Annotated in this window: 7 protein-coding genes; 2 read left to right on the plus strand and 5 right to left on the minus strand. The window is 71.4% G+C overall.

Features of this window, described 5'->3' with window-relative positions:
• Positions 1-20: 20 nt before the first annotated feature.
• Both ACIQGV_RS02550 and ACIQGV_RS02555 read right to left on the minus strand, forming a co-directional pair.
• Complete coding sequence (locus tag ACIQGV_RS02550) at positions 21-2,684, minus strand: cellulose binding domain-containing protein (RefSeq protein ID WP_402489301.1); 2,664 nt, start codon at positions 2,682-2,684, stop codon at positions 21-23.
• A gap of 109 nt (positions 2,685-2,793) precedes the next feature.
• Entirely contained in the window at positions 2,794-5,706 is a 2,913-nt protein-coding gene (locus ACIQGV_RS02555) for a glycoside hydrolase family 48 protein (protein ID WP_402489303.1), read from the minus strand.
• A gap of 815 nt (positions 5,707-6,521) precedes the next feature.
• On the opposite strand from ACIQGV_RS02555, the gene ACIQGV_RS02560 reads away from it, so the two are divergent.
• Both ACIQGV_RS02560 and ACIQGV_RS02565 read left to right on the plus strand, forming a co-directional pair.
• A complete protein-coding gene (locus tag ACIQGV_RS02560; protein ID WP_402489306.1) occupies positions 6,522-8,261 on the plus strand; it encodes a glycoside hydrolase family 6 protein in 1,740 nt (579 codons plus the stop codon).
• A gap of 158 nt (positions 8,262-8,419) precedes the next feature.
• Positions 8,420-9,358, plus strand: coding sequence for a class I SAM-dependent methyltransferase (locus ACIQGV_RS02565; RefSeq protein ID WP_402489309.1), 939 nt, complete (start codon positions 8,420-8,422; stop codon positions 9,356-9,358).
• A gap of 70 nt (positions 9,359-9,428) precedes the next feature.
• On the opposite strand, the gene ACIQGV_RS02570 is transcribed toward ACIQGV_RS02565, so the two are convergent.
• The 3 genes from ACIQGV_RS02570 to ACIQGV_RS02580 all read right to left on the minus strand — a co-directional run bounded on the left by ACIQGV_RS02570 (position 9,429) and on the right by ACIQGV_RS02580 (position 13,951).
• Positions 9,429-10,265, minus strand: coding sequence for an aldo/keto reductase (locus tag ACIQGV_RS02570; RefSeq protein ID WP_402489311.1), 837 nt, complete (start codon positions 10,263-10,265; stop codon positions 9,429-9,431).
• A 119-nt stretch (positions 10,266-10,384) separates the two neighbouring features.
• Positions 10,385-12,211: an AMP-dependent synthetase/ligase gene (locus tag ACIQGV_RS02575; RefSeq protein ID WP_402489313.1), complete on the minus strand. Its 1,827-nt coding sequence runs from the start codon at positions 12,209-12,211 to the stop codon at positions 10,385-10,387.
• Between the two features lie 237 nt (positions 12,212-12,448).
• Positions 12,449-13,951, minus strand: coding sequence for an MFS transporter (locus ACIQGV_RS02580; protein ID WP_402489316.1), 1,503 nt, complete (start codon positions 13,949-13,951; stop codon positions 12,449-12,451).
• Positions 13,952-13,988 lie beyond the last annotated feature (37 nt).

Below are 13,988 nucleotides of genomic sequence, written 5' to 3' on the forward strand. Positions count from 1 at the left end.
GTGCGCGCCCTTCTTCCGGTTCAGCTCACGGTGCAGGTCCGGTCGCCGGCCTTGAACACGGCCGGTCTGCCGTTGGTGCCCGTCCAGCTTCCGGTGAAGCCGAAGCCCACCGAGGAGCCCGCGGCCACGGAGGCGTTCCAGCCGACGTTCCTCGCCGTGACGGTGCCGCCCGAGGCGGAGTGCTCGGCGTTCCACATCTGCGAGACCGTCTGGCCGTTCGGGAAGGCCCAGCCCAGCGCCCAGCCGGACCACGCGGTGGTCCCGGTGTTGGTCAGCTGCACATCCGCCTGGAAGCCGCCCGACCACTGGTTGGTGATCCTGTACGTCACGGCGCAGCCGCCGGCCGGACCGGGGCCGGGATCGGTGCCGCCCCCGCCGTCCCCTCCGCCCGTGCCGGAGGTGTCGCCGTAGACGATCCCCCGGCCGTTGGTCGCCACGTACACCCGGCCGTACACCCGCGGGTCCCCGGTGATCGCGGCGCCCGTCCAGCCCCACTGGTGGGCGTCGTCGTTGATCCGGGTCCAGGAGGCGCCCTTGTCGGTGGAGCGGAAGACGCCGCGCACCCCGCCGATCTTCGCACTGGTGTACAGCGTCTGGTACGAGGCTCCCGGCGCGGCCTTGCCGAAGCCGACGGTGTCGGCCTGTTCGACGTTCGCCAGCCTGGTGAAGGTCGCCCCGCCGTCGGTGGAGTGCCACAGGCCGTACGCCCCGTCGCTCGCGCCGCCCGCCAGCCAGACATCGCCCTTCGTGCCGGGCAGCGCCTTGAAGCGGACGCTGTCGCCGGCGGGCAGCCCGGTCGCGGCGGAGGCGGTGAAGCTCGCGCCGCCGTCCGTGCTGACGTAGAACTTCCCGGAGCCGAAGCCGTAGAACACCTTCGGGTCGACCCGGTCCGACTCGACGACCGCGCCCGCCGGGATGCCGGACGACGCCGTCCAGGAGCTGCCGAAGCCGGTGGCGAAGTGCACCCCGGCGCCCTGCGGGCTCCACACGAAGCGGCTGCCGTCGGCCGCGGCGGCGACCGTGCCGCCTCCGCTCACCCCGGAGGGGTCGCTGCCCGCGAACCAGTTGGCGCCGTTGTCCGTCGAGAACGCGATGTGCGGCCCCGAGTCCAGATTGCCGGTCCGCACCACCGTGCCCGGGTTGCTCTCGGCGAAGTCCAGGCTGGTCGTGGAGGTGAAGTTCGGCGAGGTGTACATCATCGCCGGCACCTTGGTGAGATCCGTGTGCCGGAAGCCGCCGATGTCACCGAGGGCGCTGAGCAGCGGGGCGCCCGACGGGGGAGAGGCCAGGTCGTTGACGGCGGTCTCCTCCAGCCCCTGCACCATCGGCCTGATGGTGAACTGGCTTCCGCCGTCCCAGTCGGTGAGGTTCTCGGTGCCGTAGACCGTCGCACCGGTGCCGTACATCATCCGGTCGGAGTCGAACGGGTCGATCTCCAGCGACTCGGTCATCCAGCCGAGCTTCGGCGTCTGCTCGGGCGGGGAGGGATTCGCGCCCCAGGTCAGCCACGGCGACGACGAGACGTCCATGGTGTAGCGGTTGGAGCGGCTGGGGTACGACGTGTAGTCCCACGCCTTCGTCCAGGTGCCGCCGCTGTCCGTCGAGCGGAAGATCTGGGTGTCGGGCCACCAGGAGCTGTACGCGGTCGCCATCACCGTGCCCGGCCGCTGCCGGTCGACGGTCAGCCCGCTGAAGCCGTAGTAGGTGTCGGCCTCGGCGACGGGACTGATGTCCGTCCAGGTGCCGGTCGCGGTCGCGTACCGCCACAGCCGGCCCTTGCCGCCGTCGTACGGACCGCCCTTGTCGCTGTAGGCGAGGTACAGATGGCCGTTCACCGCGTCCAGCACGCCCTTGTGGGCCAGGTACCCGGTGGGCTGCCCGGCCAGCCGCGACCAGGTGGCCCCGGCGTCCGTCGAGCGGTACACGGAGTTGTCCTTGTCGGCGACCCCGATGTAGAGGGTGCGGGTCGCGCCGCCGGAGGTGCCGGTGGACTCGTCGAAGGTGACCCAGACGACGCCCTGGTTGTCGGAGGCGTAGCCGGAGGTGTCGCTCGGGTCCTGGGCGTAGTTACCGGGGTTGGGGAAGTTCGTCACCTGCGACCAGGTCACCCCCGAGTCCGTCGACCGCCACAGGCCCTTGCCGCTGGGCGCGCCCAGGTAGAGCACGCTGTTGCGGTTCGGGTCGACCGCGAGCCGCTCGCCCATGCCGCGGCCGGGCATGTTGCCGCCCAGCTTGAACGGCAGGGCGGTCTTCTGCCAGGTCGCCCCGCGGTCCGAGGAACGCATGACGGCCCCGTTGCCCGGGTCCCAGCTGTTGGTGTACGTCCCGACGGCCGCGTAGACCTTGTCGGGGTTCACCGGGTCGGAGGCGAGGCTCACCACGCCGGTGTGTCCCCAGTCGTCCCAGCCGACCGAGTCCAGCAGCGGTGTCCAGGTCTTCGTGGACTGCACCCAGCGGTAGGCGCCGCCGATGTCGGTCCGGGCGTAGGCGAGGTTCTTCTCCTTGCGGTTGAAGACGATGCCGGGGACGAAGCCGCCCCCGTCGATGCGGGCGTTCTTCCAGGTGTAGGTGTCGGCGGCGACCGCCTGCCGTTCGGTCCCGGGGGCGCCGGCGGCGGCGGGCGCCCCCGAGAGCAGCCCGGCCGCCAGCGCGACGACGGCCGTGAGGATGCGGGTTCTTCGCACGGTGGGGAGTCCTCTCCCTGATTCGGTGGAAAGGCATGGAACGACCGGGCGGCCCCCAGTGCGGGAGGGGACCGCCCGGCCCAGGTACGCGGAGCGTTTCAGCGGGGACTTATTCGAGGAGCTCCGCGTACGAGCCCATGGCGAGGGCGATGTCCGCCTGCGCCCAGAACCGGTGGTACGTGAAGGACGGCACGGCACCGCCCGCGAGGTACGACTCGATCTTCGACCAGGCCGGGTCGTCCTCGTAGAAGGAACGGATCGAGGCGAACGTGGACGACGAGTCGACCGCGTCGCCGTTCGGCATCGTGCCGGTCCAGCCGCTCGGGACGTAGACCGCGTCGTCGAAGCGGTTGTAGTCGGCGCGGTTCTCCGGGACGGCGATGCCCAGGGCGTCCTGGTTGTTCTTCCACATGCCGTCGAGCAGCGCCTTGGCCGTGGAGGCCGCGGCGGTGTCGTCCGAGCGGTCCGCGTAGTACGTCAGGGTCTTGGCGTACGCCGCGGCCACACCGACGTCGTCGGTGTAGTCGGCCACCGACACGTGCAGCCCGTTGTTGGCGCCGGGGCTTGCGGCGTTCCAGGTGTCGGGCCGGCCCGTCCACCTCAGCGTCGAGGGGATGCGGAAGGTGCCGTCGGGGTTGACGGTCGTCTCGGACAGCGCCCAGTCGACCCACTTGTCGAGCACCGTCCTGGCGGCGGCGTCGCCCGTCTGCCGGTAGTACTCGGCGACCCGCTCCATCGACCACGCCTGGAAGCCGAACCACTGGTTGGACGGCGGGTCGTGGTAGACGGGCTTCTCGTCGTAGTACATGCCGTAGAAGGTCGGCGTGCCGGACGGCGGGGTGGTGTACCGGCCCGCCCAGCTGTTGGTCGCGCCGCCGGCGATCGCGCCCTCGCTGGACTGCAGCCAGCGGTAGAACTCGATCTGCCGGGTGAGCGACCTGCCCCAGTCGGCCGTGCCCGTGGCGGACTTCGGCTTCAGCGGGTCGTAGGCGCTCAGCGCGTACGCGGCCAGCGGGTTCTGGTAGCCGCCGTGCGCGTGGCTGGAGCCGATGCGCCAGGCCCAGCCCGCCGAGGAGTCGGTCGCGCCGCCCCAGGCGTAGTACCAGGAGAGCAGGTAGTGCGAGGCGTCCTTGCCGGTGCCGGCCGGGCAGGACGGGCTGGTGCAGTTGCCGATCTTCTTGAAGTACTTGTCGAACATGGCGTAGCGCAGGTAGTCGCCCATCTTCGCGGCCTTGGCGACGGTCGCGGTGACGTCCGCCCCCTTGCCCTGCTGCTTGGCCCAGATGTCCGCCCAGTACGCGGCCTGCACGGCGCGCGCGTCCGCGTCGGGGGCGTTGGTGAACTTCCACTGCTTCGCGTACGAGGCGTCCTTGGTGAACAGGTCCAGATAGCCGTTGCGGCCGCCGTACTTGAAGGCGTCGCAGGTGGGCTGCGGAACCGTCTCCCACACGGACTCCTGCGGGCCGCGCTGGAAGGTGTTGATGTAGGAGGGGCCGGTGTCGGCCGGGCCCGCCTCGCACTTGCCGGGCGAGTTGCCGTACCCGTAGACGTTGTCGACGTCCTGGATCCAGTGCATGCCGTAGACGTCGTCCGTGCCGTAGGCGGACTTCAGCTCGCCCGCGATCGGGTCCGGACCGACCGAGACCCCGTTCTCCAGGGCGGAGGGGTACTCGTTCGGGGTGTCGTGCTCGGGCGCGTAGGTCGCCGGCTTGGAGGCGTTGTAGAAGGAGTTCGTCGGCTGGTCGGCGTGGGTGGGGATCATGTACTTCTCCATGATCTCCCAGGCGCCGTTGAACTTGGTCCAGTCGCCGGTCACCTTGCCGTACATGGCCTGGAGCCACAGCAGATAGCTGTACGCCTCCGACGTGGTCTCATGGCCGTGGTCCGGCGCCTCGACGATCAGCGTCTCGACCGAGTGGTAGGGGATGCCCTCGGGGGAGAAGTAGCCGTTCGCCGGGTTGGTGATCTTCCCGTACAGCTCCAGGAACCGGGCGTCGTACTCCTTGGTGGCGCCGATCTGCGTCACCGTGACCGTCGCCTTGGCGTGTCCGGTCGCCGTCGAGTCGAAGGTGGCCGCGCCGGTCCCCGAGGAGTCGGCGGCGACGGTCACCCGCTGCGCGGTGTTCCAGTTCGACGGCGTGAAGGTCAGGCTCGCCCCGCCGGACACCGACAGTCCGGTGTTGCCGCCGGTACGGGCCGTGGTGACGGTGACGTTCGCGGAGGGCTGGGTGGACAGCTTCACCTCGTACGTGCCCGTCCTGCCCTGCTGCACCGGCAGCTGGGCGGGCGTGGCGACGACGGCCGGCCCGGAGGCGACCGTGATGCCCACCGGGGTGGAGTCGGCGGAGGCACCGAGGCTGTCGTACGCCTTCGCCACCAGAGAATGACTGCCCACGGACAAGTTTGTGGCGGAGAGCGACCAGGGCGCACTGGTGTCGGTGCCCAGCAGGGTCGTGTCGTCGTAGAACTCGACCTTGCTGACGGTCGCGCCGTCGGCCGCGGCGGCGGTCGCCGCGAGCGGGACCGCGTTGCCCTGTGTGTACACCGCGCCCGCGGTCGGGCTGGTCAGCACGGTGATCGGCGGCTGGTGGGCGCCGGTGCACGGGGTGCCGTTGACCGCGAAGGACGTCGGTGCCGCGTTGGTGCCGCTGTACGTGAACTGGGCGCCGGTCGACACCGCGGCCCCGGCGGCGATCGTGCCGTTGTAGCTCGCGTTGCGCACGGTGACCGACTGGCCGGACTGGGACCAGGTGCCGTTCCAGCCGTTGCTCAGCCGCTGGTTGCCCGTGTAGGCGTACGTCAGCGTCCAGCCGCCGATCGGGTCCGACCCGCGGTTGGTGATCGTGAGGTCCGTGGTGAAGCCGGAACCCCAGTCGTTGGTCTTCTGGTCGACACTGCACTGAAGTGCCGCTGCCTGAGCGGGAGTCGAACCCGAACTCAGCATCGTCAGGGGAAGGGCGAGGGCCGCCGCGACAGCGGTCCACGCTCTCCGTACGGTTCTGCGTCTGCTTGGGGGGTGCACGTGCTGGTTCCTCCTCGCGGCTCGGAGAAGTCAAGGCTTGAACCAGTGGGAGCGCTCCCATAGTGAAGACGGGGTGGTATTCGGTCAAGGTGTTTGAAGAGTCGAAAAGATTCGACGGTCGCGTTCGATGAAAAGTCAAGCCGATCCCCTGTCTTTTGCCGTCACTTGGCGCTACGTTCCTTCGCACCAGTGGGAGCGACTCCACCAGTCGACGCGTGCTGTCACAGCGCGTCCGAGCTGCAAGGAATCGCTCATGCGACACCCCCCGCGTTCAGCTCTTTTACTCGCCGGCACGGCCGCCGCCGCCCCTGTGGGCACGGTGGCCGCACCGGTGGTCACGGCGGCGGGAGCCGTGCCGGTCCGTGCGGCGGAGCACTCCGCCGTCAGCCGGCGGGAGACCGGCTTCCAGGGGCCCGTGACGATCACCGGCAACTCGGCGGCGCCCGGCGAGGAGTACCGGCCGGGCATGTCCGGCGCCGGGCCGGAGCACGCCGGTGCCGTCCGCGTCGCGCCCGTCGCCGCCCGGGTTCCCCGGGCGCGGCCGGGACCGGCGAGAACACCTGCGTGCACGCCTTCGCCGGCCGTGTCACGGCGCGGTGCGACGTGCGCGCCCCGCCACCCTGCCCGAGGCGGACCCGGAACACCCGCGACCGCGCCTTCGGGCCGGTCCTGACCACGGCGTACGACGCCACTCAGGCGTCGTGCGGCACCGTGCTGCGCGATCACCCGCGCGGCGTCGACCTGTACTTCCGTACCTCCGTACCTCCGTACTCCCGTACCCGCAATCCCGTACCGGAAGAAGGAAACCCGCACTCATGAGCCGTAGCAGAACAGCGATGCTTGCCGCCCTGGCGCTCGTCGCCGGTGCCTCCGGGACCGCCCTCGCGGTCGTCCCCGGCGACGTCGGCCTCGCCGCCGCGCCCTGCACCGTCGACTACAAGGTGCAGAACGACTGGGGCTCCGGATTCACCGCCAACGTCACCGTCACCAACAACTCGGCCGCCAAGTCGGCCTGGTCCGTGAAGTGGTCGTACGCCGGGAACCAGCGGATCACCAACGGCTGGAACGCCAAGGTCACCCAGTCCGGTGCGGCCGTCACCGCCGCCAACGAGAGCTACAACGGCTCGCTGGCGACCGGCGGTTCGGTCAGCTTCGGGTTCCAGGGCACCTACAGCGGCAGCAACGCGGTCCCGGCCGCCTTCACCCTCGACGGCGTCACCTGCAACGTCGACGGCGGCCCGACCGACCCCGGCCCGACCGACCCCGGCCCCACGGACCCGGGCCCGACCGACCCCGGCACAGGCCGGGTCGACAACCCCTACGCCGGTGCCAAGGTGTACGTGAACCCCGAGTGGTCCGCGAAGGCCGCCGCCGAGCCGGGCGGCAGCCGTGTCTCCAACCAGCCCACCGGTGTGTGGCTGGACCGGATCGCCGCGATCAACGGCGTCAACGGCGGGATGGGCCTGCGCGCCCACCTCGACGAGGCGCTGCGGCAGAAGGGCTCCGGCGAGCTCGTCGTCCAGCTCGTCGTCTACAACCTGCCCGGCCGTGACTGCGCGGCCCTCGCCTCCAACGGCGAGCTGGGCCCGACGGAGATCGACAAGTACAAGACGCAGTACATCGACCCGATCGCCGCGATCCTTGCCGACTCCAAGTACCGGGGCCTGCGGATCGTCACCACGGTCGAGATCGACTCGCTGCCGAACCTGGTCACCAACGTCTCGGGACGGCCGACCGCCACGCCCAACTGTGACGTGATGAAGGCCAACGGCAACTACCAGAAGGGCGTCGGCTACGCCCTGAACAAGCTCGGCGACGTCCCCAACGTCTACAACTACATCGACGCCGGCCACCACGGCTGGCTCGGCTGGGACGACAACTTCGGCGCCTCCGCGGACATGTTCAAGTCCGCGGCCACCGCCGAGGGCGCGACCGTCGCCGACGTGCACGGCTTCATCGTCAACACCGCCAACTACAGCGCCCTGAAGGAGAACAACTTCAAGATCACGGACACCGTGAACGGCACGTCCGTGCGCCAGTCCAAGTGGGTCGACTGGAACCGCTACACCGACGAGCTGTCGTACGCCCAGGCCATGCGGGACAAGCTGGTCTCGATCGGCTTCGACTCCAGGCTGGGCATGCTCATCGACACCTCCCGCAACGGCTGGGGCGGCACCCAGCGGCCGGCCGGTCCCGGCGCCACCACCAGCGTGGACACCTATGTCAACGGGGGCCGCTACGACCGCCGGATCCACCTCGGCAACTGGTGCAACCAGGCCGGGGCCGGTCTCGGCGAACGTCCGAAGGCGGCACCCGAGGCGGGCATCGACGCCTACGTCTGGATGAAGCCCCCGGGTGAGTCCGACGGCGCCAGCAAGGAGATCCCGAACAACGAGGGCAAGGGCTTCGACCGGATGTGCGACCCGACGTACACCGGCAACGCCCGCAACGGCAACAGCATGTCCGGCTCCCTCCCGGACGCGCCGCTGTCCGGGCAGTGGTTCTCCGCGCAGTTCCAGCAGCTGATGCAGAACGCGTACCCGCCGCTGTCCTGACCGGACGACGGCACGACCCGCCGGGACCGGCCCCACGTCCGGTCCCGGCGGGTCACCGGCGCTTTCCGGGATCCCGTTCTGCGGTTCCGGCAACACGACTGGCCTCTTCCCGGTGCGTCGGCGCACGCTGGCCGTATTCCGAGGAGAGGCTGACCACCATGGCGCACGCACCCGAACAGCCCGCGGACCACCGGCACGAGCCGCACCGGCACGAGCACGGCGCACCCGGTGCCGGACACCACCGTCACGACACCACCGACATCGACTGGGCCGAGACGGGGCCGCTGCTGGAGTCGCAGGCGGAGCTGTTCACCCCGCTGTACGAGCACGCGCTGGCCTGGCTCGCCAAGCGGCAGACCGAGCCCGGCCTGGTCGTGGACGCGGGCAGCGGTCCCGGTGTGGTGGCCTGTCTGTTCGCGGACACCTTCCCCGGTGCGCGCGTGGTCGCCGTGGACGGCAACGAGCCGCTGCTGGAGCGTGCCCGGGACCGGGCCGCACGGCTGGGCGTCGCCGACCGCTTCGGCACCCTCGCCGGTGAGCTGCCCGAAGTCCTCGGCGACCTCGACTACCCGGCCGACCTGCTGTGGGCCAGCCGCAGCCTGCACCACCTCGGGGACCAGCGGGCCGCCCTCGCCGCGTTCGCCGGGCATCTCGCCCCCGGCGGCACCCTCGCCCTGATGGAGGGCGGACTGCCCGCCCGTTTCCTGCCCCGCGACATCGGCTTCGGCCGCCCCGGCCTCCAGGCCCGCTTCGACGTGGTCGAGTCCGAGTGGTTCGCCCGGATGCGGGCCTCCCTGCCGGACACGGTCGACGAGGCCGAGGACTGGCCCGCGCTGCTCGCCGCGGCCGGTCTGAAGCCCACCGGCAGCCGTACCTTCCTCCTCGACCTGCCCGCCCCGGCCACCGACCGCGCCCGGGCCTACACCGCCGCGCACCTGTTCCGGCTGCGGGAGGCCGTGGGCGACGAGCTGGACCCCGGCGACCTGGCCACGCTCGACCGTCTCCTCGACGCGTCCGACCCCGGGAGCGTCCATCGCCGTCCGGACCTGTTCGTGCTGGCGGCGCACACCGTGCACACGGCCGCCCGGCCCCTGTGACCTCCTCCCCGCGACGCACGGGCGCCCCGGGAGCCGTGAGGCTCCCGGGGCGCCGTGGAATGCCGGCGGGTCAGGCCATCTCGAAGGTCGCCGGGTCCGGGCCCAGGCGCCGGTCCTCGTCGAGGGCGCTGATCGCGGCCAGGTCCTCGGCGTCCAGGTCGAAGTCGAAGACCTCGATGTTCTCCCTGATCCGGGACGGGGTCACGGACTTGGGGATGACGACGTTGCCCAGCTGGAGGTGCCAGCGCAGGACGATCTGGGCCGGGGTGCGGCCGTGCTTGCGGGCGATCGCGACGATCGCCGGGACCTCCAGCAGGCCCTTGCCCTGGCCCAGCGGGGACCATGCCTCGGTGGCGATGCCCCGCCCGGCGTGGAAGGCGCGGGCGGCCTGCTGCTGGAGATGGGGGTGCAGCTCGATCTGGTTGACCGCCGGGACGACCGAGGTCTCGGCGACGAGCCGCTCCAGGTGCTCCGGCAGGAAGTTGGAGACACCCACGGCCCGCACGCGGCCGTCGGCGAGGAGCTTCTCGAACGCGCGGTAGCTGTCGACGTACCTGTCGCGCGAGGGCGTCGGCCAGTGGATCAGGTACAGGTCCACGTAGTCCAGGCCCAGCTTGGCGAGGGACTCGTCGAAGGCGCGCAGGGTGGAGTCGTAGCCCTGGTCGCTGTTCCAGAGCTTGGTGGTGACGAAGACGTCCTCACGCGGAACGCCGGAGGCGGCGACGGCCTTGCCGGTGCCCTCCTCGTTGCCGTAGATCGCCGCTGTGTCGATGCTGCGGTACCCGGCCTCCAGCGCGGTGGCGACCGCCTGCTCCGCCTCGTCGTCCGGCACCTGCCAGACGCCGAAGCCCAGCTGGGGCATCTCGACGCCGTTGTTGAGGGTGATCAGGGGGACCTTGCTGCTCACGAGCTCTCGATCCTTCGGTTGTCGTCAGGTGATACTCACATCGTCAACGATCACGTGCGGCCAAACATTCCGGACCGCGGAATCCGTCCGCGGACGGAAGAACACCGGTCCCGTCGACGTCACACCTGGTACAGGGCGTCGACCTCGTCGGTGTACGCCTTCTCGATCGCCTTGCGCTTGAGCTTCAGCGACGGGGTGAGCAGCCCGTGCTCCTCGGTGAAGGGCTGGGCGAGGACACGGAAGGTGCGGATGGACTCGGCCTGCGAGACGAGGGTGTTGGCCGCGACGACCGCCCGCCGCACCTCGGCCTCCAGCTCCGGGTCCCGCACCAGCTCGGCGTCGGTGAGCTGCGGCTTGTTGTGCATGGTCAGCCAGTGGTCGACGGCGTCCCGGTCGAGGGTGACGAGCGCGGCGACGAACGGGCGGTCGTTGCCGACGACCACGCACTGGTGGATCAGCGGATGCTCGCGCACCCGCTCCTCCAGCGGGCCGGGGGAGACGCTCTTGCCGCCGGAGGTCACCAGGATCTCCTTCTTGCGGCCGGTGATGGTGAGATAGCCGTCCTCGTCCAGCTGGCCCAGGTCGCCGGTGGCCAGCCAGCCGTCGTGCAGGGCCTCGTCGGTGGCCTTGGGATTGCCGAGATAGCCCTGGAAGACGTGGGGGCCGTGCAGCCAGATCTCGCCGTCCTCGGCGATGTGCACGCTCGTGCCGGGCACGGGCATGCCGACCGTGCCGTAGCGGGTGCGCCCGGGCGGGTTGGCGGTGGCGGCCGCCGTGGACTCGGTCAGGCCGTAGCCCTCGTAGATCTGCACGCCCGCGCCCGCGAAGAACAGGCCGAGCCGCCGGTCCATCGCCGAGCCGCCCGACATCGCGTTGCGGATCCGGCCCCCCATGGCCGCGCGGACCTTGGCGTAGACGAGCTTGTCGAAGAGCTGGTGCTGCATCCGCAGCCCCGCCGACGGGCCGGGCCCGGTGCCCCATGCCTTCGCCTCCATCGCGTCGGCGTACTTCACGGCGGCCTCGACGGCCTTGTCGAAGGGACCCTCCCGGCCCTCCTTCTCTGCCTTGCGCCGGGCCGCCGCGAACACCTTCTCGAAGATGTACGGCACCGCGAGGACGAAGGTCGGCCGGAACGCGGCCAGGTCCGGCAGCAGGGCGGCGGCGTCGAGGCGTGGCTGGTGCCCGAAGCGGACCCTGCCGCGGATCGCGGCGACCTCCACCATCCGCCCGAAGACATGCGCGAGCGGCAGGAACAGCAGGGTGGCCGCCTCGTCGCCCCGGCGGGAGTGGAACACCGGCTCCCAGCGCTCGATGACGGTGTCCGCCTCGAACATGAAGTTGCCGTGGGTGAGGACACAGCCCTTGGGGCGGCCGGTCGTGCCCGAGGTGTAGATGACGGTCGCCACCGACTCGGGGGTGACCGCGCGCCGGTGCCGGTGCACGACCTCGTCGTCCAGGTGCGCGCCGGCGTCGTACAGCTCCTGCACGCATCCTGCGTCGAGCTGCCACAGCCGCTCCAGCCGCGGCAGCCGGTCGATGACCGTGGCGATGGTCATGGCGTGGTCCTCGTGCTCCACGACCGCGGCCGTCACCTCGGCGTCGTGCAGCATCCAGAAGCACTGCTCGGCGGACGACGTCGGGTACAGGGGCACCACCTGGGCGCCGATCGTCCACAGGGCGAAGTCGAACAGCGTCCACTCGTAGCGGGTGCGGGACATGATGCCGACCCGGTCGCCGAACCGGACGCCCTGGGCGAGCAGCCCCTTGGCCAGGGCGAGGACCTCGTCGCGGAATCCGGCCGAGGTCACGTCCCGCCACTGCCCGGTCTCGTCCTTGCGGCCGAGCGCGACGTGGTGCGGATCCTCCGCGGCGTACCGGAAGACGACGTCGGCCAGACCGCCCACCGGCGGTGCCGACGCCGACGGAGGGTTGGTGAACTCGCGCAAACCCGCTCCCGCTCGTCATGGCGCTCCGCACAGCGCCGTGAAAGCTACCCCACGCGTTCGTGCGGCGGGAGGGCCCGGAGAACGGGGCGGTGATCAGATCCGCGCTGGTCAGCGAGGGAAAATGTATCCAGATGGGGAAGGGCCGGACAGATTCCTGACGATCCAGTAAGTTCCGGGACCGTAATCTCCACGGAATCTGTACGACCCGAGCACCGTGTTCCGGGCCCTCCTCCGGCGTCAGCCGGAGGCGCGGGCAGACCTCTCTTCGCTCAGCGCCGCAGCGGCCGGATCCGTCACGCCGGCCACCCGCGGGCGAGGCGGGCGCACCAGGGCGAGCACCAGCAGCCCGGCCGTCACACCGACCGCCCCGGCGACCACCGCCGTGGTGTTCAGACCGGAGGCGAACGCGGCCCGCAGGGCCTGCTCTCCGACGGCCCCGCGCAGCGCGTCCGCGCCGCCGCCCGCCAGCGTGTGCGCCGCCTCCCGGGGCAGCGTGCCGGTCATGCGCGAGGTCAGCACCGTGCCGAAGACCGCGACCGCGATCGCGTAGCCGAGCTGGCGGAAGGCGTTCACCGCACCGCCCGCCATGCCCGACCGCTCCGGCGGTACGGCGGCCAGCGCGGCGCCCGCGATCCCCGGGGCCGTGAACCCGGTCCCCAGTCCCACCAGCACCAGGCCCGGCACCAGCGCGGACGCGGTCGAACCGGCGTCCAGGAACGCCATGCAGAAATGCCCCAGACCGATCAGCAGCAGACCGCCGCCGACCGTGAACCGCGCGGGCACCCCGTGCAGCAGCCGCCCGCCCGCCGCGGCCACCGCGAACGAGGCCAGCGACAGCCACAGGAACACCAGCCCGCCGCCCACCGGGCTCATCCCCAGCATCGTCTGGAGCCAGATCGACGTGTACGGCAGCAGCCCGAACGCCGCCCCGGTGAAGGCGAGCGCGCCCAGCATGACCCCGGTGAAGGCGGGCCTGAGGAACAGCCGCGGGTCCAGCAGAGGATCGGCGCTCCTCAGCTCCACCACGACGAAGCAGACCAGCGCCGCGGCCCCCAGGCCGAACGCGGCGAGGGCCCCCGGGTCGCCCCAGCCGTCCGCGCCGGCCCGCACCGCGCCGTAGGTGACCGCTCCCGCCACGCCGGCGAACAGCGCCGTGCCGGCCCAGTCGATCCGGCGGCCCGCCGCGCCCTTCGACTCGGGCACCGCCCGCAGGGTCAGCCACACCGCGGCCACGCTGACCGGCAGATTGACGTAGAAGATCCAGCGCCAGCCCGGACCGTCCGTCAGCAGCCCGCCGAGCACCGGGCCGACCGCGGCGGCCGCGCCGCTGACCGCTCCCCACACCCCGAGCGCCACCGACCGCTGCCGCCCCTGGTAGACCGAGCCCAGCAGCGGCAGGGTGGTGGCGAGCATCGCCGCCGCGCCCAGGCCCTGCGCCACCCGCGCCGCGACCAGCACCGCCGGGCCGGACGCCAGCCCGCACAGCAGCGACGCCACCGCGAACAGCGCCACGCCCGCCACGTGCGTCCGCCGCCGCCCGAGCACATCGGCCGCGGCCCCGGTCCCCAGCAGCAGCGCGGCCAGCGCCAGCGCGTAGCCGTCCATCACCCACTGCAGATCGCTGAGCGAGGCGTCCAGCGCACCCGCCATGTCCGGCAGCGCGACGATCACGATCGTCACGTCCAGCAGCAGCATGAACGTGCCCAGACACACCGCCGTCAGCGGCCCCCATGTCCGCATGTCCCACTCCTCGTCTCTCCCGGCGGTCCCTGCCGAA

It is taken from the genome of Streptomyces sp. NPDC093094 (assembly GCF_044754345.1).
GTDB lineage: Bacteria > Actinomycetota > Actinomycetes > Streptomycetales > Streptomycetaceae > Streptomyces.

Coding starts and splice junctions, on each gene's coding strand:
- ACIQGV_RS02580 (WP_402489316.1), bottom strand. CDS start 13,951: ATGCGGACATGGGGGCCGCTGACGGCGGTGTGTCTGGGCACGTTCATG.
- ACIQGV_RS02560 (WP_402489306.1), top strand. CDS start 6,522: ATGAGCCGTAGCAGAACAGCGATGCTTGCCGCCCTGGCGCTCGTCGCC.
- ACIQGV_RS02565 (WP_402489309.1), top strand. CDS start 8,420: ATGGCGCACGCACCCGAACAGCCCGCGGACCACCGGCACGAGCCGCAC.